Below are 25,640 nucleotides of genomic sequence, written 5' to 3' on the forward strand. Positions count from 1 at the left end.
CTCTATACGTTAGCGTCAGTTGTTGAGTGAACGAAGAAGTAGTAATTTCTTTCATAAGATCCCCGACGTCAGGATCACCGGAATCATTGTTGTCTTGAACCTTCGAGAGAAGATTGTACATGGCTTCTTTCAGGGAATTTTGAGCTTCGCTCGAAGGGATGATACTTTCGAGCGAATTGTCCCAAAGGCACACGATTCTGGATTAAAACGACGAGACTGTAGCGAGCCCTCAGAAGGTGCCAGTGGCGACTAGCACCTTCGCCGGTCTACATCTCACTGTCTCTCAAGTCGAAACCCTGCTTTGAGTTCTCGAAGAACGCTTCAATGTGCCACATCCTGTAGAAGCGACTCACGTGCTCGGTCGGTGCGTCGATCTTTGTTCGTAGCGAGGTACTTGACAGGCTTTTCCTCATCTTCGTCAGTCTCTTTCTCAGCGATTACCGGCTTCTCGTCCCCCAGTTGGGAGAGCGGAAGCTTTTTTGTACAGATCTGGTGAGTTTTGTCCCCGATGGTACACTCGGTTTGTCGATGAGCTTGGCAAACGTATTGACGCGGATCTCTTCTCCGACATGGGTCACCTGCCGGCTGTGCAGGAGTGGGCCGACCCCGTCCTTGCCGTAGGATTCGATGTGTTTAGGAAGGCCGGAATCATGGACGAACCACGAGTCGAAGAGATAGTTGTCCGTAAGCACACTACGTCCTCTTCGAGTTCGGTAACGATCTTGCCCGTGAGATCGTACTTGATTATCTTCGTCCTGTTATGGATAGGGGGCGAAAATCGGTGATAAGATTTTCGCGCGACGGCGCTGTGCTAGTGACAGTGAGTCTAACTCTTGTATATATGAGTGTAGAACAGAAGTCCGTAATCGGCATCATCTGTCGTTGCTACTGCCTACGTCATATCACCCTATCACTATATATCAAAACCGGAAAATAATCCATTAGATATTAGATTAGAGAGGTGTATTATTCTTACCGATTTGGTCTCATGAGGCACTGTACTCCGATACATTCTGTCGGCGAGATACACGCTAGGATTGCGCGGCCTGTTTCTAAATTCAGGGAATCACATAGGGTGTGACGACAGATTGGGTTTGCAGAGGCTGCTTTGTGAGGTATTGAATATTTATATTCCGCAAAACACTACTAATGACCGCTGGTACACCTTTGGACTCAATCTCATTTTTGATGCTATGAAATTGTTTATGATCGATTTACCCGTGCTATCTCGCGTTCAACCAGTCAGCTCAAGATCATCCTCAAAAACGTATCCTACTAACTGGTTAGAACTATACAATAGCGAAAAATCAATATAGGGTCACCTATCACTGGTAGAATAGTTGTGTTCGGCGATACTGGCAATGGGTTTAACCCCCTAAAATAGGATACCTAAACTATGGCTCAAGAAACACTGACTGTATTGGCTCTCGATGCTGCAGATCATGACCTTCTGAAACGATGGGACTGCGAGAATATTTTATTAGATAATAACACAAAGCTCGAAACTTATTGTCACACGTATAATCATCCCAGTACAGTTGAGGTATGGGCTACAATGGCTACCGGAGTCGGTCCAGAGGATCATAACGCAATTATGGGGCCTAGCATGGAGTGGCATAATCCTTTAGTGAACTTTGCCTCTGAAATTGCAACTGTGCTTCCGGATGATTGGCGGGAATGGCTGGGGAGGTTTGCCCATAACTTCTCAAATGCCGGATACCCCCAAACTGATCTTCCTCATGTTTTTGAAGAAGGACTAGTAGCTTGGTGGCCGGGAATAACACCCGCAGAAACCGTAGTAGATGCTGTTAAGTGGACTACAGAATCTGTCGTAGGAGAGAACCTCGGGTATGCGGAACTCTGGGGGAACATGAAAGGAAACTGCGCACGTTCTCTCGCGTATTTAGAAGGTGCTTCAGAGTTTGATGTGCCTATCGTTGGAGCTCATTGCCATATGCTTGATACTGCAGGCCATACTTTCTCCAAAAGTGAAGATGAACTACGGAAAGCTTACAAATGGGTTGATGAGCAAATTGGCCAACTAGAAGAGGAGGCTGACCGATTGGTGATCCTATCAGACCATGGAATGCAGACAAATTGTATAACAGAAGATACTGATCCTGGCACACATAGTATGCGTGCAATAGTTTCAACGAACTTTGAAGCCTCATTACCCAATTCTGTATTTGACGTATCTGACTGGCTTGAAAAAAACACATTAGAGAGAGCAGGTGAAGAATCAAAGGCTATGAGTGATACAACTCGGGAACAACTTGAGGATTTAGGTTATATATAGGATAGATATTATCCGTTGGTGGTCTCCTATATACTGATATCTGCTAATTCGGCTTTTGCTGAGCGAGAAAGAGGTACTCGGAGTCGGCTACCGGCGCGTACGATTGGCGTTACTTCTCAACCCACTCGCGCATCAGGCAGCTCGTAGTAGTAGACGTATCGGATGGAGCTCTCGTCGCCCGCATTTGCCTTCGCGGACTTGATGCGGATTTCGCGCTTCCCGAAGTCGATGTGATTGTAATCGGTGTCGTCCAGTGAGTCGTTGTCGGCTAGATTGGGCTCGCAGTAGTCCCGGTTGTACGCCCAGATATAAACACAGAGACGGTAGATAGAAGAGGGAACCATTGGAGCGAAGCCAAGGGAAAACCCAACAAAGCAGCGTCGAAAGCCCCGAACACAAAATGGACTACCCGATGGGTACCCCGTAGTTCTGATGTTGCGCTAGATGTTCGGTGATACGTTGTCTCGGTTGTGTCAGGAGAGAATTCAGATGCTCAGAATCTCCTATTAGGTTGCACTAGCGTCCTGTGCAAGTCGCCAGTTCGTCAACTCGATGTTCCATTGTGATGGACTCGTAATCGGTTATGCCAGATCATCTATCAATCACAAGAGAAGAATAACCCGGTTTTTTGATCAAAAGATCGTATATAAAGATTGCCTGGCAGCCTGTTCCTTCGAAAAGAAGATATCTGGATTAAACTCTGGCAGACATAAAGAACGCACAAATCAGCAGTCCCAGATGATTGCCTCGAAGATTCGGTGCGGGCATTCATCTGGGTGATTTATCTCAGCCTCGAATTCGACCTGCTCAATCGAAATATTCTGGGAGGCAATTAATTGGGTTCCTTTTCCGCCTCCGGCACAAAAATCGCTCTACACGGCCGAAAATGAGGGTTTCAGGCGTCGGATCGGAGCAGAAACGCGCTCAGACGCAGTTGGATGGATTGCCTGCTCGAGGCAGTCATCTGGGTTATAACCCGAAAGGCTACTTCTGCTGGCAACGTGCCTTTGCTCGGCACGAGCCAATCCGGCGTATCTCTTAGTGGCTGAATGGAGTTCCTTAGCAGTAACACTGCTCTCCCACCCCAGTATGTCCAGTGTCTTCGCTGGTCTGTCCGCGGTCACATTGACTGACGGAGAGGCGCATACACGTCGTTACCGAACCCACGGTACTATTGTGCACATCAAGCCACGTGTATCAGCTGCCCAAGACACTCACGCTATGCGCTGATGAGACCCTGATCAGATCCTACGACACTGGACATGATGGGGTGGTGATTTGAAGTCAGTAGACACAGAAGACACAGTGCTTTTAAATACTGTCCCGTCATGGTGTCGACAAAGAAACACATGGGGTTGTTTGAACCAGACACGGACATTTTCCAGAACCGTGATGCACTTCGTGAAGATTACCAGCCTGAGGAGATAGTGGGACGTGACGAAGAGCTACAGCAGTACATCGCCGCGTTGCAGCCGGTTATCAACGGCGATCAACCGTCGAACATCTTTCTATACGGAAAAGCCGGTGTTGGCAAGACCGCATGCACACGCTATCTTCTTGATGAGCTCAAGTCGGATGCAGCCGAACACGACATTGATGTTACAACAATTCGAACGAACTGTGAAGATCTGAGTACGAGCTACCAGGTTGCGATACAGTTAGTGAATGAACTACGTGAACCCACGGACCAGCTAAAGCCGACCGGGTACCCGCGGCGACAAGTAAACGAGTGGCTCTGGGACGAACTCGATTCGATTGGGGGGACAATCGTCATCGTTTTTGACGAGGTTGACCATATTGAGGATGACTCAATTTTATATCAGATTCCCCGTGCACGAGCGAATGGTAATCTTACCGAGTGTAGAGTCGGTATCATCGGAATCTCAAACGATTTTAAATATCGCGAACGACTCAGTTCGAAGGTCCAATCAAGCCTCTGTGAAAAGGAACTTCAGTTTCCCGCATACGACGCGAACGAACTTCGAGACATCCTTCGTCAGCGTGCTGAGATTGCTTTTTATGATGGCGTTGTCCCACAGGAAGTAATCGCAAAGTGTGCCGCCTTCGGCGCGAAAGACGCTGGCGACGCCCGCCAGAGCCTTGATCTACTGATGGAAGCGGGTGACATTGCGGTTGAAAAAAACGCCACGAAACTCACCGAGGCTCATGTGGATTCTGCACGAACCGCGCTTGAACGCAGTCGTATCACTGAGGGCGTTGCCGGACTTACCCAACATGGTCATCTGGTGCTGTATGCCCTCATGATGCTCCACGAGGAAGGAGATACGCCAGCTCGGGCGCGAACGATCCAAGAGCGGTACGAAGTCATCTGCGACCGGGCGGCGACAGATGCACTCGTCCCTCGGCGGATGCGGGATCACCTGAACGAACTCGCCATGCTGGGGATCGCCAGTCGGGTCGAGAAAAATAAAGGCGAAGTTGGAGGCCGCTACTACGAGTACGCTCTTGATACGAATCCTGACCTCCTTATCGAGGCACTCAGCGAAACGGTGGATATTGTCGGCGTTACGGACGAAGTACAGCAGCGTCTTGATCGGAGTTGCTGAGCTGTCCTCGACACGATGTCGTCCAACTGCTACCAAAGACACTGGACACACTGGGGTGGGAGGGGCAGTCATCAGGGCCGTTACAACACAACCAAAGCGACAGCCTCCTCAGGGACACTGGACACAGTGGGGTGTGATTGTGAAAGATGCGGGCCAGTTATGCATCTACCCCAAGTGGGATACGCAGTTTCGCACAAGGTATTTCCTCACACATCAACGTAGTACACTACCGAGTCAGAGAATGGTCCTCCCCATCGAGCATTTCATCCTCGCCCTTCTCCCCGTGGCAGTATACGCACTTCTCCGGGACAAACAACTCCCATCACTCCAGCTAGTCGCAGTCACGTTTTTCGGGAGTCAGTTTCCGGATCTCATCGACAAACCGTTAGCGTACGAACTCCATCTCATCCCCTCCGGGCGGGTGTTCATGCACTCGCTCCCGTTCGCCGTCCCGCTCTCGATTGCCGTCATCGCGTATGCAGTCCGAACGGACCGGACCAGACTCGGGGCCGCGTTTGCGTTCGCGCATCTCTCACATCTGGTGGCCGACAATCAGCAACTCCTTCACCCGAACCCGTACGTGTCGTCGGACTTGCTCTGGCCGCTCCAGCCGCCCGTTGTGCGCCCGGCAGTCCCGCAGTGGGTCGGCGAGGGCGCGATGAATCTACACCTCTGGACCGGGTTTTCAGTAGCTATCCTTGCGCTGGCAGCGTATATTCTGGCAGTGGATCTAAAAACCCATCTTGAATAGTAACTGCAGTAGTCCGTACGTAGCCCTACGCTCTTCGAACGCTCGAATGTTTACTGGCGGGGCAATGAGACACTCGATGGCAACCGGACTGTCCTCGTCACGGCGTGTCCCCGAGCGCCGAGACCATCGAGTCGCTCATGGATCGCCGACAGGCTGGCGACATGGATCTAAACCGTGGGTCGCTTGAGAACGCGACAGCGCGACTGTGGCTTGATCCAGACACGAACCGACCGGTAAAGTCGGAACTCGAGATAAAAATCTCACAGCGTGGCGCGACTGCAACCGCGACGCTCACGGTCCAGTACAGTGAGTACGGTGGACCGACCGCTATCTCGATTCCGCCAGACGTGTACGACGACCCGTACGAACTCGGCTGTCCCGGTGCTGGCTGAATCCGCTAGCTAACTCCGGGACCGTCACTTAGAGGAGGACAATTGGTCGCTCAGTCTTTCCAATCCTCGTACAGTCCACGTCCGACCACACCCAGGCCGACGAGCGTTATGAGGTTGAGGAGGAAGCCACCGACGACTGGGATTGCGAAGGGGACGGCCAGTAGCAGTCCGCCGGCGACGCCGTCCGTTGCGCTGACGGTGCCGTCATCTCCGATAACCGAGTTACCGATCCAGACGGCAGTAATGCCGGTGCCGACGATGCCGAGCACGCCGATAAGGAGCAACCCGGGAATCGAGATCAGCGCGCCGATAACCGTCAATGCGAGCAGTACCAGCCCGATGGGGAGCAGGATGCCGACGAGAATCCCCCAGCCGATGGCAGCGCCGGGGTCATCCTGGATCTCCCGGACGGCGTTGGTCGTGTACTTCGGTCCGATAGCGGCAGCGGCAGCTCCTAATACTGCGAGAATGACGAACCCGATACCGAACCGGAGCACGACTCCGAAGGCCGGGCTGGCGGTCCCACCCGGGACTGTTGACTGTGCTGTTGCGACCCCGGAGAGTCCGAATACGGCGAGTAGACTCCCGAGGCTACTAACGGCTTGCTTGGAGGGCATAGTAGCATCTTTGCGATTTTAATTGCGATTGTAAACCTCTTCTGGATGTTTGCTACCTCTTGCAAGTCTTCAACACGTGATTTCGAATGATTAATACTTGCGAGCACGCAGCCATAAGTTCATGACTGACTGGCGGGAGCGTATGGAGTCCGGGTCGGAAATCCTGCGCCGACAGGCAGTTCGAATTCCGCTCACAGATGTGGAGACAGAACGGTCCGTCCACGAGAATATGATGCGAATTGCGGCTGCCGGCGAGCGAAAGAGCAAGTTACTGGATGACCCAGACGTGCCGCTAACCGAAGTGTACGAGGACGAACTGGACGAAATGAGACAGAGTTTCGAGCACCGCTTACAGCAGGTCGCTGGTGAGAACTACTACGATGTCGCAACCGCGTATCTCGACGGCGAGCGTGATGACTGGATCGGTGCGCTCGCGGCGTATTATCTGGAGTGTTATTATCGCCTGCAGGAACGCTACACCGTTGACGAGCAAATTTTCTTTTTACTGATTCTGCGATATCCGGACTGTCTCACTATCAACCTCAGCTTTCTCACGGGCGAGATCTGCTCTGCGGGAGTTCGGTACGAGTCCTCTAAGCATGTCGAATCTGACCTCAACGAGGACGAGAAAGAGCAATTATACGCTGACTGCCAGTACTCACAGCACAACGCTTCGGACTATCTTCGCAAGAACGTCAGTTGTATCCGCGAAGCGTTCCCGGACCCAGATGCGATCCCGGTTAAGCAGCGTCAGCGCGGGGGGTTCGTCCACATCACTGGAAGACAGGGAGCAACATTCGCGGAGATACTCGACTCCATCTCGCCGGATCCGGACCGGTTCGATGACACCGCAGCAGAACCTGGTCTCGTTTCGCAAGGGCCGGAGGCCAAACGAGCGAAGCGGGAATTTCTCACCGACACCACGGTTGTAATCTGATATGCATGTCCCTGGCACTGACTGATTCTGTTACCACGGATCCGCGACAACGTCCGTGACACCCGCCTGCCGGTGAATTCGCTCACATCCATCGGCGACCTTGAGAGGGGGACGTGCCTTTTGCGGGCTGCGACTGTTCAGTGTAGAGGTGACTGTGTACGGGCCGCTTCGGGCGGCGACGGGTTCGAAGACGGTTGATTTCACAGCTATGGCGACACGGTGGGAACTGTGATTGAAGCCTTCATCAGCGCAAAAATACCCCACACGGTATGTCAGCGGTCGCGGGTCGGCGCGCTGGCGTCGAGTATGTCCGACGGCGTCTCGCCGTCGTCTTCATCTGTCTGAGATCCGGAATTATCATCGTCTTTTGATGACTGCTCGTCACTCCGCTCCGGCTGGGGCGGCATCTCGTAGCGGTACCATTGGCTTTCCCCGAGGACGAAATACGCGCTCCGGTCCTCGTCCTCGATGACGCGCTCGCCAGTGTCGATTGCTACGTCAACCAGGCCCGACAGGGATGCCGTGGTTACGACCGGGCGCTCGGACAGTTCCTCTGGCACCCGCCCGGTCGTAATCCACTCGTCGAACTCCGCCCGTGTCTGTCGGTGGTCGTACCAGGTCCGCTCGGTCTCAGTGAGTGGCGGCGCGTTTCGGTGGTAGTAGCCGACCGCACTCAGGCCGGTGAGTCCGAGCAGGAACAGGAAGGGGCCGCCGGCCAACCGGAGCGGCCCGTACTCTGCCGGGACACTCACCTGATCGGTTCGGCTATCCGACGCGACCACGGCACCGGGGTCGTCGACCCGGTAGACCGACCCCTGACTGTTTAGGGGGAGTTGGTACGTCCGTGTCCGGTCGACTGGCGAGCCGTTCCGGGTACCTGAGACGGTCACCTCGGCGACGAGGAGCGCCTGTTTCTCCCCGGGCGTCCCGCCGAACTGCTCGTCGATAGCCGCCAACCGCCGGCCGGCGTCGGTCACGTTCACGCGGAACGGGACACTGACGCGCCCACCAGGCCCGACGCCCGCCTCGGTGTCGGCGGCCAGCCGGTCCTGAGTCTCCCAATAGACCGTGCCGTTCCCTTCGGTATCGGCCTGGACGGACTGCAAGCGGAGGGTAATATCCGTCTCGACGGAAAGGTTACCTCCGTCACTGGCGGTGTACTCATAGGCGAAAACGCCGTCGAGCTCCGGAGTCAGTTGCTGGAAATACACTGACTGGTTGTGTAGCACCGTCCCCTGTGCGTACACCTCGGTGTCGTTCTGGACAGTCGCCCGGTGGAAGAACTCCCCGGTGGATTCCCACGAGGACACCTGCCGCTCTTCGGTGGTCGTCCCAGGCTCGATGTGTGTCGTGTAGGTCACGAACGCACCGATGCCGGCCACCACTAGGAGTGCGAGTACGACCAGTTCGAAATTGTCCGTTAGCAGGATGCGGGCTCTCGTCCGGCGCTCACTCATCTATGCCATCCACCTCTGTCCGACTCCCCACCCAATCCTTCGAATCTGGCAGTTTTGGAATCATAACCATTTGTCAGCATTCTAGTCATATTCGTGACAGTATCCGGTCTAACCGTGACGGCCCGTCGCGCGTCCGTCGACGGACGCGTCCGTTATCAACCATGACTACCCAGAGCAGGTAGAACGACCCGCCCAGCAGCCCATCGATGACAACGATGGGCAGCCACGGGTGGACCGCATGGAGCGTTTCGATAGTCGACTGCGGGAGAACGAGCAGATACCGGTGTTCGACCACGTAGTACCGGTAGTACCCTGTCTCAGGCGGGGCGGTCAGCGTCAACGTCCCGTTGACTGACGAGCGAGCGGGCACGACAGCCTCTCGGGGCTCGATCTCGACACCCTCAGTCGCGGGCTCGACGTACCGGACTACTGGGACGAACCCGTCGTTGGGCGTGATATACTGGACGGATTCGCTTGTCCCTTGCTCGATGACCCGGGGGCCGGGCGAGTCGCTCTCGGCGCTGACGACGCCGAACTCCTGTGGCCCCGCCGGCCCTACCATTGCGGCCGTCGCCGACAACACTATCGCCCCGGCAAAGACAGCGACGATGAGTCGGACGTTCGTACCAGTCGATCGCTCGGGCTCCCGTTTCCGTTTCCTGTCGTCGCTCAGCAGTATGTCAGCGACGTACGCGACCACCGAAAGGGCCACCACAAAGTATGCGAGCCCCTGCGTGCCCAGCAGCGAGCGCGCGCCGACCAAGGCGGCGATCTGTCGCTGTATCCCCTGAAGCGTGGACTGGGTTCCCGTGACGACGGCCCCGACGCCAGGTACGGTTACCACGGTCCCGCCGGGTTGCCAAACGATGGCGACTATCTGTGTCTCCTTGACCGGCGGCTCATCGCCGTCCTGGTCGGTGAACGGATTGGCGTCACCCTTTGTTATGTACCCCCGATCGGTCTCCTCAACGATGCGGTGGGTCGTCAGCCCACCGCCCTGTATCTCTTCGGCGCGGAACGTCACCACGTCGCCCTCTTCAACGGGGCCGGCAAGGGCGGCCGGAATCGCGACGAACCCATCACCGGTCTCTATTGTCGGCGCCATGCTGCCGGAGGTGACGAACCCGAGCAACACTGGCTGTCCAAGCACCTGCCCGAGTATCATCGAGACGAGGAACACTATCAATGCCGCCTCTAGAACTACTTCGCCACCCCTCCGTAGGCCCATCGTTGAACTATCAACGTCTCATTTGGCAAATAAGTACCGGCCTGACACTCACTCCCTGAAGCAGTGCCGCTTCCACGACGGTCATGGCGTAGCTTCCGATGAACCCAAGAGCGTGGCCCAGCAGATGAACAGAGGGTTCCAATACGTTGCCGCCGTCGATAGGGGCAGCGGGAACTTCGTAGCGGGAAGGCCAGAAACAGCACCGTTGCGGCGACGCTAAGTTCGAAATGGTCCCAACAATTAACTGTACCAGCGATACACCGCGAGGCTACTGGGGAGGGCAATCATGATCGCAGTGATTGTCAGCAGCGCGCCGAGCCCGATACCACCGAGCTTGGCCGGCCCGTCACTGTCGTCTGGTGGTGGTCCGCCACCGCTGTCCGGCGGCGCTCCGCCTCCGGGCTCAACCGTCTCAGTCGGCGTCGGGGTCCCGTCGGCCTCGCCCTGTCCGACGGACGGCGACGCCTCTTCATCAGTCTCGGTCGACGGATCTGGCGTAGGCGTCTCGATTCGGGTGTCGTCCTCGCCATCGCCGGCATCATCAGCGTCACTGTCGGCATCGGCACTGGCATCGTCGTCGTCACCATCGTCATTGTCACCGGCATCATCGGTGTCGCTGTCGTCATCGTCGCCGGTTCCCGATTCCTCGGCGTGGATGGTGAACGTATCTGCGCTTTCGACGTCGTGGTCGCCACGCGTGTCAACCAGCAAGCCGACTGCGAGGGACTCACTCGGTTCAAGCGTGACACTATTGTCTTCCCCTTCGAGCGAGTCGTCGGTATCGTCGCCGCGGTAGAACCGCACGTCTTCGCTGTCGTCGGTCAGCCAGACCTCTGCGGTCCCATCGCCGGTGTAGGTGATCGTGAACACCCTGGACAGCGGCGTAATGGCGTTCGCGTCAAGGCCGTCACCGTCGACCGATGGGTTCGCGCCGGTCAGGAGCAACTCGATCTCCTCGTCCTCGTTCAGGATAGCGTAGTCACCGTTGGGTCCCTCGGCGGGCGCCATGACCAGGTCCTTGTTCACCGCGTCGGTTCCGAACGGCACCGCGCCGGTCGGAACGAGCAGCACGGCTGTGACGAGGGCAATCACGACGAGGGGTGCCGTCCTGTTCATCAGTATTGTCGCGGCCAAGCCGCTCGTTAACTCCGGTAGCCGCTGTATAGGTATTGTATTCCGGTGTTTGAACTGTGGTCAAAGAGCGTCTTCACCACCGAAGCAGCGGAACCCGGGAGTGATCACGTTTCTATGTTGGAAATCGTCGATCTATTCATCATGAATTAGTTCTCCCTCGGAACCGAGATTCACCGGCGGAGTCGAAGCGTAAGTATACCGGATGGGTGTGATATTGATGGCGCCCCACCTCTGTCAGACTGAGTTAGCAATAATTGTCAATGTCTCATTCAAACTATCTGGCTCCACTCCGGACGTATCTATTTTGACTCCGAGCCGAATATTGGAACCGACCGCTAACTCTGGAGGATCATCGCTTAAGGGGGTTCTATTCACATCTGACACATCGTATAATTCAATATTTACACTGTTATCCGGATCCTCCTTGGTGTAAATTTTTATTGGATTTGCACTCCGGTTAGTGAGTTGTATAAGTCCATTGACCCCATTTATTCCTTCTTCAGCATCTTTATCAAAGTAATATACTGAGTCTGTACCAAGACCGAGGTCTGGGTCGCCTCCTGTTCTTGAACTGGTTTCACTAAGTGAAGGGAAATAGAGTTCGAGCGTGTTATTATCGATCGTGCTTCTCCCTCCCGAACCCAGTTCATCAATACCAAGATATGCTTCCATATCACCAGCTACGCTGACCGTAACCGAACGACCGGCTGCGGTGCTTGAGAAGGCTCCAGAACCCATTAGAGCTCCACTAGATCCCGTCATCGTACCCAAAACAAGGAGTAATTCTCTTCTTTTCATTATTTGAAATTAAGTGTGGAGCCGGGGATCCGTTTAGCTCTGGAGATCCTGCGCGAATTCTTTCGAGTATCCGTTTAGCACAATCTCGCCACCGACATCAGTAATCTCACTTGGATCTGGTGCCTGAGGATTTCCGTCAGCACTGGCTTTCGTGTTGATTTGGAAGTTAATACTCAGATTATCACCGGATTCAAGAACTGCTGGATGCTTTCCTGCTCGATTAAAAATGCCCTGTGGACCAGCCGAAACGTTTGTGGGTGCAAGAACTCCGTTATCATCAAGCCCATATTCGAACTCATTACCTAAGTCATCACTTCCATTGGGATCGTATGCTGCGGGTTGATCCTCACGAGCGAATGACCAGAAGAACCGCCAGTCTTGATTCAGCTTCGTACCGCTGAGTTGCTGTATGAAGTCAGCATCATATCCGTTGTTCACATCGGGGGCATTCTTAGCACCATCGTCTAGCCACAATGCGATTTTGTTTCCGCTGTTATTTTGAATTTCGAATAAATCATTAAACTTAATGAATGCGTTCGTATTCAGACCTTCGCCAGAAACTTCGCTACCATCGAAGTCCAACACCAGTTCTCCTCCCTCAGTGTACGCGTGAGGACTGTCGCCAGGAACTATACTTAAGTAAGCATTCTGATCTCCTGCCACAGAAACGGAAACCGATCGTCCTGCAGCAGTTGAGCTAAACGCACCAGTACCCATTGCAGCGGCCGAGCCGGCCGCGAGCGATCCTGCGCCGATGAGGAACTTTCGTCGGTTCATAGTTGTCTCAACGCACGCCTTCCCACCCCCCATTGCACCGCAGGTGGGTCGAACGTGCTACTTGAGTCCATCACCCCTAGGGGCATTGTAGTATTCTCTTTGACACCCCCGAATAGGCCCTTTGAAGCCCAGTATACACTGTTTAACCGATCAGTCGCCGCGAACCAGTAGCGCCTTGAAACTTCAAACAGTCGCCGTAGCACTGCTCACTGGCGTATCGCACTGTTTGATTACTTGAAATATACCCGGGAAAAGCGTAGAGCACGGACTTGACCATCTTCCTTGCCACCGTTGTGGAGCGTAATTTTCGAACCTGAGAGTCTGAGTGCGTCGGGCTACAGAGTGGTTTTCGGTATTAGGAGGCTTCTGAATCAGATATTACACTGATTGATACAGATTCAATCAGCTATTGCATCTCTTCAACAACCAGGATACGAAGTGGAGACAACTCTGATACTACTTCTATATCCGATGCAAGAGCCACCACACATCGACGACTCTTCGCCAACTGCGGTGGAGACACTGCTGCAAACGGCGCTTGAAGCCACTGATGACGACCAGGCGAAATACCATCTCCGTGAAGCGTACCAGAAGTGTATCGTGGGCGAAGACGAGCCATCAGAACCGCGGTAACGGGTCAGCTAATATCGGGCCAGAGCCAAGAATCGGAGTTCTCTCGAAACATAGGCTGTTCTATTCTTATTACAGACTTACCAACTTTTACATGCAAAACGCTTATCACATTATAACCTGATTGTTCATGTTACGAACCGATCACTGACTATTGCTGCTGCGGTCGCCAGGGGGTGGACATCATGAGTAAGGCAGAAGCCGGGGCGGCAGAATCCCCACAGATCGACGAACAGACGCTCCAAGACGACGAGCCACAGACGCTCTCGCGGGACGAGATGTTCGAGATGTTGAGCAACCGACGCCGGCGATACATTCTCCACTATCTCCACGACACCGATGGGCCGGCGACGCTCTCCGACCTCGCCGAACAGGTCGCCGCCTGGGAGAACGGCACGCGGATTCAAGACATCTCGGCGAGCGAGCGCAAGACCGTCTACACGTCGCTACAGCAGTTCCACCTGCCGAAGATGGACGAGACGGGTGCTGTCGAGTTCGACCAACGGGACGGTGAGGTGGCCATCACCGATGCCGCCCAAGAGCTCGACGTGTATCTGGAGGTCGTCGACCGCTACGACATCCCGTGGAGTTTCTACTACATCGGCTTCAGCGCTATCGGGACGATTCTGGTAACGCTTTCCTGGCTCGGCGTGGCGCCGTTTGCCGTGATTCCGGACATGGGCTGGACGGTGTTCCTCCTCGCGGCGTTGCTGGTCTCGTCGGCATCACACTATCTCCTCACGCGCCGCATGCGTGTGGGCGCAGGCGAGGCACCACCGGAGGTGGAGAATGCGTAAAGTGTTCGTAGCCCTGTGCGTGCTGGTGGCCAGCGCTGGCCTGGGGATGGGCAGTGGGGGATTCAGTTCGATGGGTGCGGACAGAGCCGTGACCGTCGATGTGGTCGGCGACGAGAGCGCGTACATGTCGCTGGATTATTCTAATGAAACGGTCGATCCCACTGACGGGACAAAGGAAGTCGAGTTCGTCACCGTCGCCAATCATTTTGCTGAAGTCGTGGATTTCAGAATAGATTTCACCGTCGATACCACCGGTGGGCTGACGTCAGATTCCAGTAGCGATCCAATCATCCAGGAAAACGTAGGTATAGGTGAAAACGTCGACGGGACGGTCACACTGGAGTGTGACTCCTCCAGTAGTACGTCTTCGACTGCGATCATCGACTTCGACGTAGCGGCAGACGGCGACGGCGTCTCGGCAAAGACGACGGCGAACCGGACGGTAGAGTACGAGGTTGATTGCGAGGAAGCGACTGAGGATAGTACGGATCAAGCAACGGACGATACGAACTGAGATACTGCCGACGAGTGAGACGATTGCGTTTCATCACGAGACCCTTACTTGCCTCCGAAACGTCGCGGGGTATGACCGTCTACACCGCCCAGACCTGCGACGAGCTGGACGACTTCCTTGCCAGGAACGACCGCGCCCTCGTTATGCTCTGGACCGTCAGCCGTCCTATTGAAGCCCGGGGCGACGAGAATCAAATCGAGTTTGACAGTAAGTGGTTGTACGCCGCTACCGACACTGAATCAAAGCCGCTGCTCGAAGCTGATGTGTTCAGCCCCGCGGGACTGACCCTGCGGCGTTAGCAAGAGAACGCGGCGGAATCCCACCACGGGGTATCACACCAGCAACTCTAGTTGGCGCAGGCGGGACCACTTGGACCAGTCCGGGAGGGGAGACGGATACAGAAGCGGCAATAAGATTCGATTTTTGAAATGAATGTGTTATATCTTCTAAGATATTGATGAAAATACGTCGTCCACGAAAATAGCAGTGATACTTATTCATACTGAACACATCATGATAGTTAATGTCACCCGAGGACCAGTACCAGGGTGGGCTTTACCGACCGAACAGGCGAGACTTGTTGCACGTGCTCGGCGTCGGCGGGGCCACAGCACTCGCGGGGTGTGATGGGTTTCTCGGCGGGAACGCGGAACAGACTGACCGTGACGACGACAGTGACAGCGGCGGCACAGCCGCGGCGGACGCAACGGAGACTGCGCGCTCGCGGACCGTCTCGGGTGAGTATACGTCGGTCGCCGGGTCGGACGCGAACTCGCTGAACTGGCTGTACACCAACGACACGACCTCCGGAGCGTACGTCGATCTCACGCTGGACAGCGCCTGGGCGATCGATAACGACCAGAACGTCTTCCCGCTGTGGGCCGAGCCGTCGACGGAGGACGGACAGACCTACCGGATCACGCTCAGGGACAACCTCCAGTGGGGCGGTGGCTACGGGCAGATGACCGCCGAAGACTGGGTGTACATGATCACGAACGTCTTCCAGGGCGAGGGCAACTGGGCGGGGTACACGAACGCCGGAGACTGGTTCCGACAGGGCGAGCCGATACCAGTCGAGCAGGTAGACACTCTCACCTTTGAGATCAGGCTCCCGGAAGTCGACCCGACGTTTCCGCTCAAGCCGATCATGTGGGGGCAGTCGTGTCTCCCGAAGGGCATTCTGGAACAGTACGTCCCGGACAGGGATGCAGAGGGACTCCGGCAGGACGAGGAGATCAACACGCTCCAGTACACCGGCAATCTGGGCCCGTACACGTACGAGGAGTGGGAACGCGAGTCCCAGTACGTCACCGTGCGAAACGACGACTACTATCTCCGCGAGGTCGAGGACCTGGGCGAGGAGTGGGAGGACGTCCCGTATTTCGAATCGTACACGGTCCAGGTGATTCCCGAAGAGTCCTCGCGGCTCAACGCCCTCAGGAACGGGGAGGTGACGATTGCCGGCATCCCGCCGCGAAACGCACAGGAGTTCCAAGACAACGGAGACATCGACGTCTACGTGCAGCCACAGCCGTTCGTCCAGGCGCTGAAATACAATATGCGTGCGAACGGATGGGAACTGTTCCGGGAGATTCCGGTACGCCAGGCGTTCGTCTGTGCTGTCGACAAGACGACGCTCGCGGAGAACCTCTATCGGGGCTTCGCGGAACCGGCGTACACGATGCAACCGCGCTTCTCCAAGTGGTACGTCGAGGAGGGAATTCAGGATTACACGTTCGGGACCGGTGACCTCCAGGGCTCGGGACCGGCCAGAACGCGGATGGAGCGGGGCATCGAGGGGACACAGTACGAGTACGACGGGGAGACGCTACTCAATCCGGACGGCGACCCCGTGACGCTTTCGCTGTACGCCAGTTCGGCCAGCAACACGAACCAGACCCTGGCGGAACTGGTCGGCCAGCAGATCGAGTCCAATCTGGGGATCAGTATCCAGATCGAGACGATCCCCGGAAACACGTTTCAGCAACAGTACGCGTCGAACTCGCCGCCGGAAGGCGAAGACGTCCCCTGGAGCTCCGGCACGTTCAACGGCGGGCCGCGAGACGTCTCCGTCAGTCAGGAGCCGTGGGATATGTCGGTCGTGCTGGGGTTCAATACGTACCCGAGAACGCCGAGTTCGAGCGCGACGTTCTTCCGGGAGCGAGGGAACGCCAACTACGCGGGCTACGTGCCTGAATCGAACATCCCGGAGCTGTACGCGGAAGCGTCCCGAACCGTCGACGAGTCCGAGCGCCGGGAGCTGTTCGGCCAAGTGTTCCAGCAGATCGCCCGGGAGCAGCCCTTCGGGTTCCTGTTGATGGAGTCAGATATCGTCGGCGCACAGGACCCCCTCGTCGGGCCGAGCGATACCTTCGCCAGTGGGTGGGACTACCAGCGGTACTACTTCGATAGATGAGGTGGTACGTCGTCCGCCGGTTGCTCTGGGCGGTCGTCGCGACGTTTATCATCCTCTCGATCACCTGGGCACTGCTGCTCGTAACCCAGGAACAGGCGCTCGCCTCGATCCAGTTCCAGGCGGCCGTCTCCGGCGGTGACGCGGAGGCTGCGCGGGAGGCGTACGAACAGCGGCGGGGGCTGGACCGGCCGCTGTGGCGACAGTACGTCGACTACATGACGAATATGGCGACGTTCAACTGGGGGTACAGCACCTCTCGCGGCCAGCCGGTGACCGCGGCCATCATGGACGCACTGCCGTACACGGTCATGTACTCGGTGCCCTGGACGGTGCTGACCGTCGTGTTCGGACTGTCAGTCGGACTGTATTCGGCGACCCACCAGTACTCGAAGTTCGACTACGCGGCGACGTTCGTCGCCTTCTTCGGCTACGCGATCCCGAACTTCTGGTTCGGAATCATCCTGCTCGTCATCTTCGGCGTCCACCTCGACCTCGTCCCCATCGTGTTCGACCCCGACGTCCCCGTGTTCAGCCTGGCCAATATCAAACAGCTCGTCTTGCCGGTGTTCGTCCTGACCACTGGCTCGATTGCCAGTCTCGCGCGCTACTCCCGAGCGGAGGCGCTGGAGTACGTCCAGGCGACGTTCACGAAGACGGCGAAGGCCAAAGGAGCCTCGGAGCGACGGATACTGCTCAGACACGTGCTCCGGCCGGCCGCTGTCCCGCTGTCGACGATTCTCGTCGCCGACCTGCTCGGCCTGTTCATCGCCAGTTCGTATCTCGTCGAGGTGGTGTTTGGCATCCCCGGCTTGGGTCAGTTGAGCTTCCGTGCGATCCAGAACCAGGACACGCCGCTCGTGCTCGCAACGACGCTCATCGGCGTGTTCATCGCTATCGTCGGGAATCTCCTTCAGGACATCGCGTACACCGTCCTCGACCCCCGAATCGACTACGGTGATCGCTAATGAGTTCGGATACGCCCCGCCGTCAGTTCGAGGACATCGACTGGGACGCCGACCGGGGCGTCGGGCTCACCCGGCAGACGACCGGCTTCCTCGCGTCGCTCCTCGTGCTCGCGACCCTGTTCGTCTACGACTATCTCCGTCAGTCACCCCTCTTCGAACCGAACCCTGTGCTGCGCGACGGCTGGGACATCACGCAGCTTGACTGGCTGTTCACGCTGTCGCTGTTGTTGTTTTGCTTCTACATTATCGCCCCGCTCTGGACGAATCGGCGGATGGCTGCCCATTACTGGCGCGAGTTCCGGAAGAACCGCGCCGCCGTCGTCAGCCTCGGCTATCTGGTGATCCTCTTTACCCTCGGACTGTTCGGACCGCTGCTCGTCGGCAAACCGTCGGTCGAACTGATACAGGGCTATCAGCCACCGGTCGGCGTGGCCGTCGACAACTCGGTCCCGTTACAGTGCGCCGGTCGGGTGGCGAACGGGCAGTGCTACGGGAGCTGGGCGTTCCCCCTCGGGACGACCGGTGAGGGCAAGGACCTCCTCGCACTGGTCGTTCTGGGGATGCGGGTTTCCATCCGAATCGGCCTGATCACGTCGTTTCTCATCATCAGCATCGGCGCGACCGTCGGGACCGTGGCCGCCTATCTCGGCGGTCTGGTCGACGAGGTGCTGATGCGATACGTCGACATTCAGCAAGTGTTCCCCTCGTTCCTGCTGTACATCCTCCTCATCTACCTCTTCGGCGGGAGCCTGCTCATGTTCATTCTCGTGTTCGGGCTGCTCAGCTGGGGCGGCACCGCGCGATTGGTCCGGAGCGCAGCGCTCCAGCGGTCCGAAGACGAGTACGTCGAGGTGGCTCGCTGTGCCGGCGCGGACGCGACACACGTCATCCGACGACACATCCTCCCGAACGTCTCCGGGACGGTCATCACCAACCTGACGCTGCTGATTCCGGGCCTTATCCTGTTCGAGGCCGGCCTGGCGTTTCTCTCGCTCGGTGACCCGACGATTCCGTCCTGGGGGCAGACCATCGCAGCCGGGCGGTCCGACCTCGGATCGGCGTGGTGGGTTTCGACGGTCCCCGGCGTCTTCCTCTTTCTTACCATTCTAGCGTTCAATTTCGTGGGCGATGCGCTGCGGGACGCCCTCGACCCGCGCTCGGAGGGTAACACATGAGCGACCAGCGCCAGGTTGCGACGAGAACCTCAGGTAGTGCCCCGCTCCTGTCTGTCCGGGATCTCACCGTCGAGTTCGAGACCGACACCGGGCGGCTCCGGGCCGTCGACGGCGTCTCCTTCGACGTTGACCGGGGCGAGACGGTGTGTATCGTCGGCGAGAGCGGGAGTGGCAAGACGGTGACGGCAGAAACGCTAACCCGGCTGATTCCGATGCCGCCCGGCCGAATCGTTGACGGGTCGGTCACGTTCGACGGGCGCGACCTGGTGTCGCTCTCGAAGCGGCAGTTGCGGGCGGTCCGGGGGAACCGCATCGCACACGTGTTCCAGAACCCGCAGGACGCCCTCAACCACTGTTACACGGTCGGGTGGCAGGTGCGCGAAGCGATCCAGCTACACGAGGATATCGGGAAAGCCGAGGCCAAAGAGCGCGCGGTGACGCTGCTCGACCAGGTCGATATTCCCGACGCGTCGAGCCATTACGACGCCTACCCACACGAACTGTCCGGCGGGATGAAACAGCGGGTCGCCGTCGCGATGGCGCTCGCGGCGAATCCCGACCTCCTGATCGCCGACGAACCGACGACGGCGCTGGACGTGACCATCCAGGCTCAGCTGCTGGACCTCCTCCAGCGGCTCCAGTCGGAGTTCGGGATGTCGATTCTGCTCATCACGCACGACCTGGGGGTCGTCGCCGAGGTGGCCGACCGGGTCGTCGTGCTGTACGCAGGGGCTGTCATGGAACGCGGGAGCGTCTACGACGTGTTCGAGTCGCCGGCCCACCCGTACACGAAAGCCCTCTTCGACTGTCTCCCCGGACGCGGAACCGATCTGGACACGATTCCGGGAACGCTCCCAGACCTTCACGACATTTCGCCAGGCTGTCGGTTCGCCGACCGCTGTGCGTACGCCCGGGACGCCTGTTTCACCGGTGACCAGCCGCCCCTGCACGACCTCGGCGTCGGACAGGCGGCGTCCTGTATCCACTACGGCCCGAACGGCGATCCGGACGTGTTACAGAACGGGCACGCGGGTGAGCGCACCGATGAGTGAGCCCCCGCTGCTGGAAGTCGAGGGCCTTTGCAAACACTTCCCGATTACAGAGGGCATTCTCGACAGAGAGGTCGGCCGAGTCAAAGCCGTCGACGGAATCGACCTGACGGTCGAGCGCGGGGAGACAGTCGGTATCGTCGGCGAATCCGGCTGTGGGAAATCGACCGCCGCCAGGGCGCTGTTGCGGTTAGTCGAACCGACCGCCGGATCGATTCGGTTCGACGGGCAGGAGGTAACGGCGTTCGACGACAATGAACTCAAGGCCTTCCGGCGGAACGCACAGATGATCTTCCAGGACCCGAGCGCCAGTTTCGATCCGCGGATGTCCATTGGGGATTCGGTCGCTGAACCGCTCGTCATCCACGGCGTGACGGACCGAGAGCGACGGCGCGAAGTGGTGTCGGACCTGCTGGAACGGGTGGGCCTCTCCGCGGATGATATCGACAGATACCCCCACGAGTTCTCCGGGGGGCAGAAACAGCGAATCGCCCTGGCCAGGGCGCTCGTGTTGAACCCGGACCTGCTGATCGCCGACGAACCGACGAGTGCACTTGACGTCTCGGTCCAGTCCGACATCCTCTCGCTGCTCCGGGACCTGCAGTCGGCGTTCGACCTCAGCGTCATCGTCATCAGTCACGACATGAGCGTGATCCGGGAAATCTGTGACCGGATCGCGGTGATGTACCTCGGCGAGATCGTCGAGAGTGCGCCGACCGAGCGGTTGTTCGACGCACCGTCACACCCCTACACGGAAGTGCTCGTCTCGTCGATACCGACACTCGACCCACGAGCGCGTGGCGACCGGATTACGCTCTCCGGTGACGTGCCGTCGGCGGCGGACCCACCGAGTGGCTGTCGGTTCCACACTCGGTGTCCGAAGGTCATCCCGCCCGACACATACGATTTCGAGCAGTCCACCTGGCGGGCAATACTCGATTTCAGACAGCGACTCGACGAAGAGGGAATCGACCACGAGACAGTCCGGGAGTTCGTCGCTGCCGAGACCGGCCTCGCAGTTGAGGAGGTCACAGACCGCCAGACTCGACAGGCGATCCGCGATGAATTCGACATGCCAGAGACGCTTGGCGATAGCCGGGCTGACAGGGTTGTGAAAGAGGCACTCGACCTCGTTCTCGACGGCGAGGTCGACCGCGCACACGAACTACTCGTCGAAACGTTCCCGACAGTGTGTGCTCGGGAAAAACCGCGAACAGTATCTATCGCGGACGGTCACCGCGCTGCCTGTCATCTAGCCGACGCCGATGGCCAGTGCCAGTCCAGGGAGGATTCGGCCACACCGGAGGACTGACCTGTCCGGACCAGAACGCTGTCATCCGTCGCACGATACCCCCGTTAGAACGCCCGATGCTGGCGGACGGGCTACCGTACCGCTTCGACCGTAGGTAGCTTATTCAGCAGTCGTGACGGAGAGTCGAAACGAGCGGGCAAGGTGATAGTACGCATCCACCACTGCGAGTTAGCCGACTCAGCAACCCCGTCCGATTTCCGCGACGCAGTCGCGGCGGCGGTCGACCCGGACAAGACCGAATACACTTCCTACGAAACCGTCGCCGAGAGCGGTGACTGACCTGAGAGTCCCTCAGGGCCGGACCGAACGCCGTCTCATTCGAGTACGCCGATACGGTCCGCGGTAAAGCCGAACACGTCCTCGTAGCCGTAGGCTGAGAGCAAGACCGGGTGGAAGGGTTCCTCCGCGACGACGGTTTCGTCGTCGGCCGCTGCCACAGGGTCACCCTTGGGCACCGGCTCGAAATTCCGGACGAAAACCTCGTACTGTTCTGCTGTCGCCTTCGGGATCGGCTCGCCGAGTTGGAACACTGGCAGTGACGTATCTCGCTGTGGCGGTGATTCGGCGGTGACGCCGGTGGCGGCGAGGAACTCGCGGATGACCTGCTCCGCGTTCTCGGCGGCTTCCGGCGAGCCCTGATAGCCGCATTCGACTTCGAGCACGGAGTCCACTGTCGCGATCATTCGCCCCTCGTTTGCGCCTTTCGTCTGCACGACGGCGTCCACGGAGAGCGAACTGCAGAGGGTCTCCATCTCTGGCGTGAGCTCGTCGACGAGGGCGAACATCCCGTCGTAGGACTGGGTGGAGTGCAACGAAAGCACGGTGCAGTCACGGAGTTCAGACGTAATAGCCGCGGCTAACCGTGTCTCACGGGACTCGCTGTCAGCGTCGCCGGGGAACGAGCGGTTGAGGTCCGTGTCGAGGTATCGCTGGTTCGCCTCGAGGGCGGCTTCGTTCGCGATGATGAACTTGACCGGTCGCTCGATCTCCGGCGGGTCGGCAAGGACGGCTTCGATGCCGTCCCGACCGCACGGTTCGTCGCCGTGGATGCTCCCCACGACGGCCACCTCTGGAACCCCGTCTCCCAGTTGCTCGATTCGCATCTGTCCGTGATAGCGCCTCCAGCCTTTAGAATTATCCGGATTCATTCAATGTTCGAGGGACTCCGCGAACTCGATATCCTCCGGACGACACGTCGGGTACTCGCCGTCAAGCCGGATCTGCCAGCCGTGGAGTGCCGACGGGTCCGACAGCGCGTTCGTTACCGTCGTTCGCACATCTAGCAGGTCGACGCCGTAGTAGTCGTTGGGGACCCCACGGAAGTACTGCAGCGATGTGCGAAACAGCGACCGCATTCCGTCGTCGTCCTCGAAGTCGAAGTGCTTGTACGCGCCGGCAGCGACCTGCACCATCCCGTGGAGGAACTTGCTCTCCGTGTTTCCGCGGCCGTAGTTGTACCATTCGTCTTCGAAACAGTCGTGTGATTCGTGGAACTCCCCGGAGTTGTACAGACGGACGCCGTGTACGACAGCCCGCCTGAGCGTCTCGTGCTCCCACTGTCCGTCGGCTCGCCACCCTGAGGGGTTCCCGTCGGGGGGTTCGACGGTCGGGTCGCGCGTGTGGTCGTCCATGCCTACGCTACTGGCTCACGGGGGGTCAAACCACCGGTTCTGTCGGCTATAGAAGCCATTGAAACTCGATGCACGCCTGATCGCACGTCAGCGGTGCGATCAGCATGTAAATCGTTTCAATTGTTACTACAGTGCCCCGTTGTTCCGAGTCGCTTCCGTACGACATTTATATCGTACCATCATGTGTTCCGAATGCATACGCGTGCGAGGGTAGCCAAGCCAGGAAACGGCGGCGGACTCAAGATCCGCTCCCGTAGGGGTCCAAGGGTTCAAATCCCTTCCCTCGCATCGTATAGGGGCCGCACGACGCGGCGCCGAAGGATGCACACGGAAGAGTTTGGATGAGAGGAGGCGGGACGGTTGCCCGCCTTCGCGTAGTTCAAATCCCTTCCTTCGCACTGTTGGACCGACGCGGTCCCTCGCAAACAGCGGGCGGCTATCGTCACGGTCGCGAACGTTCCATCGACCCCGATGGAACCTCGCTGAAAAGACGGTAGCTGATCGGTGCCGGAAGACTCGCACGGAGCGGTCTTCCCTCGCAATTTTCCGATCCACTGTGCCAGAGACGTGTATCCGGAAAGAGGGCCACCATCTCACCTACGGATTATACCAGATTTACTTCAGTAATTACCGCTCTAGACACTGTCTACGGCTATTGACTTATTATACAGGTTATTTTACTATCGGTTAATTACCACCTTATCTACGGATACATATTTTATATATCTAATTACAAGATATTAGTCATTTCTACCTCCGTTTGTATGTAATAGCGGGGTTAGGAGCCACTCGGGGCGCCACAAAGTATTGTCACTGCACAAGAAATATATCACAGGCTTCTGTAATGTTTCAGTAATGGTAAAAACTCCAATACTAAAATCCGCTGTCATCTCTATGATGGCAGTTGCGTTGGTACTCGCAGGCCCGTTGTCGGTGACGTCCACTGTTGGGGCAACCCCCGTTGCTGAGAGCCAGTCGTTCTCGGTGACCGAAAACGTCGACGTGTGGGAACGGTCCCCGCTTACGCTCCGAACAACGTCGGAAGGGCCGACCACGATCACGGCACCGCGGACGTTCATCAATGTCGAGTCGGCTGCGACCGGCGACCTACCGCTCAACAAGCGCACAGTGACGATCCACGAGCGCAACGAGTCGATAAACATGTCCTTCGAACCCAGGATCGGTGCCGGGACGAGGACACTTGCCGGCGACGAGGCACAACTGCTGGCTGTCAAGCTAGATCAGGCACCGACTACTGAAGGGGCTAACACCAGCGACGTCTCGGGCTCTCTCGAGGATATCTTCGTAAACAATTCGAACATTACGTCGTCTGAGCTTCTCGATGACTCAGAGGGCGTTGGAGCGATAAGTGAAGAGGGCGAGCTGAGCGCGTCCTACACTCCCGAGTCGGGTGGTACATACGCCTTCGTCCTGGTGACAGTCGACGATGGTGACGAGGGGCTGTCGGTTTCCGACGGCAATGTCTCCGTCAACGGGGACGTGACTGTCGTCGGTGTCGAGCAGGCTATCGTGCAGGATAACGCCTCGGCCGTCGAGCCGACTCAGAACCCGGCCAATCCCGGAGACAACGTCACGCTAGATGTCGATACGGAGATCGAAGACGAAAACGCCACGCACGCGGTGTTGCTGGTGAGACAGGGTGAGCTCCAACGGCAGTCGAGCACAGTGACGGTGTCGGGCGAACTGAACGAGAGCTTCAGTCTGGACCAGATTTCCGCCGAGAATTCGTTTGACGACGTCAGTGGTGTTGCAACAGTCGGCGAGAACACCGGATTCGCGGGTGCCGCCCTCTCCGCGAACCAGTCGATACCCGCAATCGGGTTGCAGGGACTGTTCGGTATGGTGGTTTCCGAGGCTGAATCGAACGCTGACGGCGACGTTATCCATGCCTCTGTAACGGTCGTCAGCGACGACTCCGACGCGAACGTGACGGTCCAGACGCTGGATTCCTGGCCAAACGGTGCGTATCAGTACGTCCACGTCGCAGTCGGCAACGAGTCCGGGACCATCAACTCGGACACCGGAACGGTGACACTGAGCCAGGCTGGTGGTCCTGACAACGGTGGGGGCCCAGGAAACGGCGGCGGTCCCCCGGACAACGCTGGCGGACCGAACGATGCTGGGGACGGCGATGACGACGAAGAAGAATAACTAATCTGGAACGCCGGTTCACAGA

24 protein-coding genes, 1 tRNA gene and 2 pseudogenes are annotated in these 25,640 nt (G+C 57.6%); 17 read left to right on the forward strand and 10 right to left on the reverse strand.

Annotated features, from left to right (window positions below; translation table 11 throughout):
- Positions 1-2 precede the first annotated feature (2 nt).
- A pseudogene (locus tag ACOZ4H_RS09495) lies at positions 3-742 on the reverse strand (IS701 family transposase); the annotation flags it as partial.
- A 654-nt stretch (positions 743-1,396) separates the two neighbouring features.
- Between ACOZ4H_RS09495 and ACOZ4H_RS09500 the strand changes: the two are divergent.
- On the forward strand, positions 1,397-2,296 hold the full coding sequence (locus tag ACOZ4H_RS09500) for an alkaline phosphatase family protein (protein WP_424329042.1): 900 nt from the start codon (positions 1,397-1,399) through the stop codon (positions 2,294-2,296).
- Between the two features lie 116 nt (positions 2,297-2,412).
- Here the strand turns inward: ACOZ4H_RS09500 and ACOZ4H_RS09505 are convergent, their stop codons facing one another.
- Positions 2,413-2,640: a hypothetical protein gene (locus tag ACOZ4H_RS09505; RefSeq protein WP_424329044.1), complete on the reverse strand. Its 228-nt coding sequence runs from the start codon at positions 2,638-2,640 to the stop codon at positions 2,413-2,415.
- A 1,005-nt stretch (positions 2,641-3,645) separates the two neighbouring features.
- Between ACOZ4H_RS09505 and ACOZ4H_RS09510 the strand changes: the two genes are divergently transcribed.
- From ACOZ4H_RS09510 to ACOZ4H_RS09520, 3 genes are all read left to right on the forward strand, one after another.
- Complete coding sequence (locus ACOZ4H_RS09510) at positions 3,646-4,863, forward strand: orc1/cdc6 family replication initiation protein (RefSeq protein ID WP_424329046.1); 1,218 nt, start codon at positions 3,646-3,648, stop codon at positions 4,861-4,863.
- Positions 4,864-5,104: 241 nt separating this feature from the next.
- On the forward strand, positions 5,105-5,614 hold the full coding sequence (locus ACOZ4H_RS09515; RefSeq protein ID WP_424329047.1) for a metal-dependent hydrolase: 510 nt from the start codon (positions 5,105-5,107) through the stop codon (positions 5,612-5,614).
- A 104-nt stretch (positions 5,615-5,718) separates the two neighbouring features.
- Complete coding sequence (locus ACOZ4H_RS09520; protein WP_424329048.1) at positions 5,719-6,006, forward strand: hypothetical protein; 288 nt, start codon at positions 5,719-5,721, stop codon at positions 6,004-6,006.
- A gap of 50 nt (positions 6,007-6,056) precedes the next feature.
- Here the strand turns inward: ACOZ4H_RS09520 and ACOZ4H_RS09525 are convergent, their stop codons facing one another.
- Entirely contained in the window at positions 6,057-6,623 is a 567-nt protein-coding gene (locus tag ACOZ4H_RS09525) for a hypothetical protein (protein WP_424329049.1), read from the reverse strand.
- Positions 6,624-6,765: 142 nt separating this feature from the next.
- On the opposite strand from ACOZ4H_RS09525, the gene ACOZ4H_RS09530 reads away from it, so the two are divergent.
- Positions 6,766-7,560 carry a hypothetical protein gene (locus ACOZ4H_RS09530; protein ID WP_424329050.1) on the forward strand — a complete coding sequence of 265 codons (795 nt, stop codon included), beginning with the start codon at positions 6,766-6,768 and terminating at the stop codon, positions 7,558-7,560.
- Between the two features lie 272 nt (positions 7,561-7,832).
- Here ACOZ4H_RS09530 and ACOZ4H_RS09535 read toward each other — a convergent pair whose 3' ends face one another.
- From ACOZ4H_RS09535 to ACOZ4H_RS09555, 5 genes are all read right to left on the reverse strand, one after another.
- The gene (locus tag ACOZ4H_RS09535; RefSeq protein WP_424329052.1) at positions 7,833-9,017 is read right to left on the reverse strand and encodes a DUF5305 domain-containing protein; all 1,185 of its coding nucleotides are present in this window, start codon (positions 9,015-9,017) and stop codon (positions 7,833-7,835) included.
- An 85-nt stretch (positions 9,018-9,102) separates the two neighbouring features.
- On the reverse strand, positions 9,103-10,245 hold the full coding sequence (locus ACOZ4H_RS09540; protein WP_424329053.1) for a signal peptidase I: 1,143 nt from the start codon (positions 10,243-10,245) through the stop codon (positions 9,103-9,105).
- A 240-nt stretch (positions 10,246-10,485) separates the two neighbouring features.
- Positions 10,486-11,361 (reverse strand): hypothetical protein, encoded by an 876-nt coding sequence (locus ACOZ4H_RS09545; protein WP_424329054.1) that lies wholly within the window; start codon positions 11,359-11,361, stop codon positions 10,486-10,488.
- 252 nt (positions 11,362-11,613) lie between these two features.
- Positions 11,614-12,177: a hypothetical protein gene (locus ACOZ4H_RS09550; RefSeq protein WP_424329056.1), complete on the reverse strand. Its 564-nt coding sequence runs from the start codon at positions 12,175-12,177 to the stop codon at positions 11,614-11,616.
- Positions 12,178-12,210: 33 nt separating this feature from the next.
- Positions 12,211-12,954 (reverse strand): hypothetical protein, encoded by a 744-nt coding sequence (locus ACOZ4H_RS09555; RefSeq protein ID WP_148709131.1) that lies wholly within the window; start codon positions 12,952-12,954, stop codon positions 12,211-12,213.
- Positions 12,955-13,425: 471 nt separating this feature from the next.
- Between ACOZ4H_RS09555 and ACOZ4H_RS09560 the strand changes: the two genes are divergently transcribed.
- The 10 genes and pseudogenes from ACOZ4H_RS09560 to ACOZ4H_RS09605 all read left to right on the forward strand — a co-directional run bounded on the left by ACOZ4H_RS09560 (position 13,426) and on the right by ACOZ4H_RS09605 (position 22,091).
- Positions 13,426-13,587, forward strand: a complete 162-nt coding sequence (locus ACOZ4H_RS09560) for a hypothetical protein (protein ID WP_167467371.1) — start codon at positions 13,426-13,428, stop codon at positions 13,585-13,587.
- A gap of 182 nt (positions 13,588-13,769) precedes the next feature.
- Positions 13,770-14,381: a DUF7344 domain-containing protein gene (locus ACOZ4H_RS09565; protein ID WP_424329057.1), complete on the forward strand. Its 612-nt coding sequence runs from the start codon at positions 13,770-13,772 to the stop codon at positions 14,379-14,381.
- The gene (locus tag ACOZ4H_RS09570) at positions 14,374-14,895 is read left to right on the forward strand and encodes a hypothetical protein (protein ID WP_424329058.1); all 522 of its coding nucleotides are present in this window, start codon (positions 14,374-14,376) and stop codon (positions 14,893-14,895) included. Before ACOZ4H_RS09565 ends, ACOZ4H_RS09570 begins: the two co-directional genes overlap by 8 nt.
- A gap of 182 nt (positions 14,896-15,077) precedes the next feature.
- Positions 15,078-15,190 (forward strand): annotated as a pseudogene (locus ACOZ4H_RS09575) (IS6 family transposase); the annotation flags it as partial.
- Between the two features lie 228 nt (positions 15,191-15,418).
- A complete protein-coding gene (locus tag ACOZ4H_RS09580) occupies positions 15,419-17,311 on the forward strand; it encodes an ABC transporter substrate-binding protein (RefSeq protein ID WP_424329059.1) in 1,893 nt (630 codons plus the stop codon).
- Positions 17,308-18,276 (forward strand): ABC transporter permease, encoded by a 969-nt coding sequence (locus ACOZ4H_RS09585; protein ID WP_424329061.1) that lies wholly within the window; start codon positions 17,308-17,310, stop codon positions 18,274-18,276. The genes ACOZ4H_RS09580 and ACOZ4H_RS09585 overlap by 4 nt, the downstream gene beginning before the upstream one ends.
- Complete coding sequence (locus tag ACOZ4H_RS09590; RefSeq protein WP_424329062.1) at positions 18,276-19,451, forward strand: ABC transporter permease; 1,176 nt, start codon at positions 18,276-18,278, stop codon at positions 19,449-19,451. The genes ACOZ4H_RS09585 and ACOZ4H_RS09590 overlap by 1 nt, the downstream gene beginning before the upstream one ends.
- On the forward strand, positions 19,448-20,503 hold the full coding sequence (locus ACOZ4H_RS09595) for an ABC transporter ATP-binding protein (protein WP_424329063.1): 1,056 nt from the start codon (positions 19,448-19,450) through the stop codon (positions 20,501-20,503). The genes ACOZ4H_RS09590 and ACOZ4H_RS09595 overlap by 4 nt, the downstream gene beginning before the upstream one ends.
- Entirely contained in the window at positions 20,496-21,812 is a 1,317-nt protein-coding gene (locus tag ACOZ4H_RS09600; RefSeq protein ID WP_424329064.1) for an ABC transporter ATP-binding protein, read from the forward strand. The genes ACOZ4H_RS09595 and ACOZ4H_RS09600 overlap by 8 nt, the downstream gene beginning before the upstream one ends.
- A gap of 141 nt (positions 21,813-21,953) precedes the next feature.
- On the forward strand, positions 21,954-22,091 hold the full coding sequence (locus tag ACOZ4H_RS09605; protein WP_424329065.1) for a hypothetical protein: 138 nt from the start codon (positions 21,954-21,956) through the stop codon (positions 22,089-22,091).
- Positions 22,092-22,126: 35 nt separating this feature from the next.
- Here ACOZ4H_RS09605 and ACOZ4H_RS09610 read toward each other — a convergent pair whose 3' ends face one another.
- Complete coding sequence (locus ACOZ4H_RS09610) at positions 22,127-22,915, reverse strand: succinylglutamate desuccinylase (RefSeq protein WP_424329066.1); 789 nt, start codon at positions 22,913-22,915, stop codon at positions 22,127-22,129.
- 45 nt (positions 22,916-22,960) lie between these two features.
- Entirely contained in the window at positions 22,961-23,443 is a 483-nt protein-coding gene (locus ACOZ4H_RS09615; protein WP_424329067.1) for a DUF309 domain-containing protein, read from the reverse strand.
- A 204-nt stretch (positions 23,444-23,647) separates the two neighbouring features.
- Between ACOZ4H_RS09615 and ACOZ4H_RS09620 the strand changes: the two genes are divergently transcribed.
- A tRNA-Leu gene (locus tag ACOZ4H_RS09620) sits at positions 23,648-23,731 on the forward strand.
- A gap of 609 nt (positions 23,732-24,340) precedes the next feature.
- Positions 24,341-25,615, forward strand: coding sequence for a PGF-CTERM sorting domain-containing protein (locus ACOZ4H_RS09625; protein ID WP_424329068.1), 1,275 nt, complete (start codon positions 24,341-24,343; stop codon positions 25,613-25,615).
- Positions 25,616-25,640: the final 25 nt, after the last annotated feature.

This window comes from Haloarcula amylolytica, assembly GCF_049705545.1.
GTDB lineage: Archaea > Halobacteriota > Halobacteria > Halobacteriales > Haloarculaceae > Haloarcula > Haloarcula amylolytica_B.

Coding starts and splice junctions, on each gene's coding strand:
- ACOZ4H_RS09500 (WP_424329042.1), top strand. CDS start 1,397: ATGGCTCAAGAAACACTGACTGTATTGGCTCTCGATGCTGCAGATCAT.
- ACOZ4H_RS09610 (WP_424329066.1), bottom strand. CDS start 22,915: ATGCGAATCGAGCAACTGGGAGACGGGGTTCCAGAGGTGGCCGTCGTG.
- ACOZ4H_RS09625 (WP_424329068.1), top strand. CDS start 24,341: ATGGCAGTTGCGTTGGTACTCGCAGGCCCGTTGTCGGTGACGTCCACT.
- ACOZ4H_RS09540 (WP_424329053.1), bottom strand. CDS start 10,245: ATGGGCCTACGGAGGGGTGGCGAAGTAGTTCTAGAGGCGGCATTGATA.
- ACOZ4H_RS09515 (WP_424329047.1), top strand. CDS start 5,105: ATGGTCCTCCCCATCGAGCATTTCATCCTCGCCCTTCTCCCCGTGGCA.
- ACOZ4H_RS09590 (WP_424329062.1), top strand. CDS start 18,276: ATGAGTTCGGATACGCCCCGCCGTCAGTTCGAGGACATCGACTGGGAC.
- ACOZ4H_RS09585 (WP_424329061.1), top strand. CDS start 17,308: ATGAGGTGGTACGTCGTCCGCCGGTTGCTCTGGGCGGTCGTCGCGACG.
- ACOZ4H_RS09595 (WP_424329063.1), top strand. CDS start 19,448: ATGAGCGACCAGCGCCAGGTTGCGACGAGAACCTCAGGTAGTGCCCCG.
- ACOZ4H_RS09600 (WP_424329064.1), top strand. CDS start 20,496: ATGAGTGAGCCCCCGCTGCTGGAAGTCGAGGGCCTTTGCAAACACTTC.
- ACOZ4H_RS09555 (WP_148709131.1), bottom strand. CDS start 12,954: ATGAACCGACGAAAGTTCCTCATCGGCGCAGGATCGCTCGCGGCCGGC.
- ACOZ4H_RS09615 (WP_424329067.1), bottom strand. CDS start 23,443: ATGGACGACCACACGCGCGACCCGACCGTCGAACCCCCCGACGGGAAC.
- ACOZ4H_RS09570 (WP_424329058.1), top strand. CDS start 14,374: ATGCGTAAAGTGTTCGTAGCCCTGTGCGTGCTGGTGGCCAGCGCTGGC.
- ACOZ4H_RS09545 (WP_424329054.1), bottom strand. CDS start 11,361: ATGAACAGGACGGCACCCCTCGTCGTGATTGCCCTCGTCACAGCCGTG.
- ACOZ4H_RS09550 (WP_424329056.1), bottom strand. CDS start 12,177: ATGAAAAGAAGAGAATTACTCCTTGTTTTGGGTACGATGACGGGATCT.
- ACOZ4H_RS09530 (WP_424329050.1), top strand. CDS start 6,766: ATGGAGTCCGGGTCGGAAATCCTGCGCCGACAGGCAGTTCGAATTCCG.
- ACOZ4H_RS09525 (WP_424329049.1), bottom strand. CDS start 6,623: ATGCCCTCCAAGCAAGCCGTTAGTAGCCTCGGGAGTCTACTCGCCGTA.
- ACOZ4H_RS09580 (WP_424329059.1), top strand. CDS start 15,419: ATGTCACCCGAGGACCAGTACCAGGGTGGGCTTTACCGACCGAACAGG.
- ACOZ4H_RS09535 (WP_424329052.1), bottom strand. CDS start 9,017: ATGAGTGAGCGCCGGACGAGAGCCCGCATCCTGCTAACGGACAATTTC.
- ACOZ4H_RS09505 (WP_424329044.1), bottom strand. CDS start 2,640: ATGGTTCCCTCTTCTATCTACCGTCTCTGTGTTTATATCTGGGCGTAC.
- ACOZ4H_RS09510 (WP_424329046.1), top strand. CDS start 3,646: ATGGGGTTGTTTGAACCAGACACGGACATTTTCCAGAACCGTGATGCA.
- ACOZ4H_RS09560 (WP_167467371.1), top strand. CDS start 13,426: ATGCAAGAGCCACCACACATCGACGACTCTTCGCCAACTGCGGTGGAG.
- ACOZ4H_RS09565 (WP_424329057.1), top strand. CDS start 13,770: ATGAGTAAGGCAGAAGCCGGGGCGGCAGAATCCCCACAGATCGACGAA.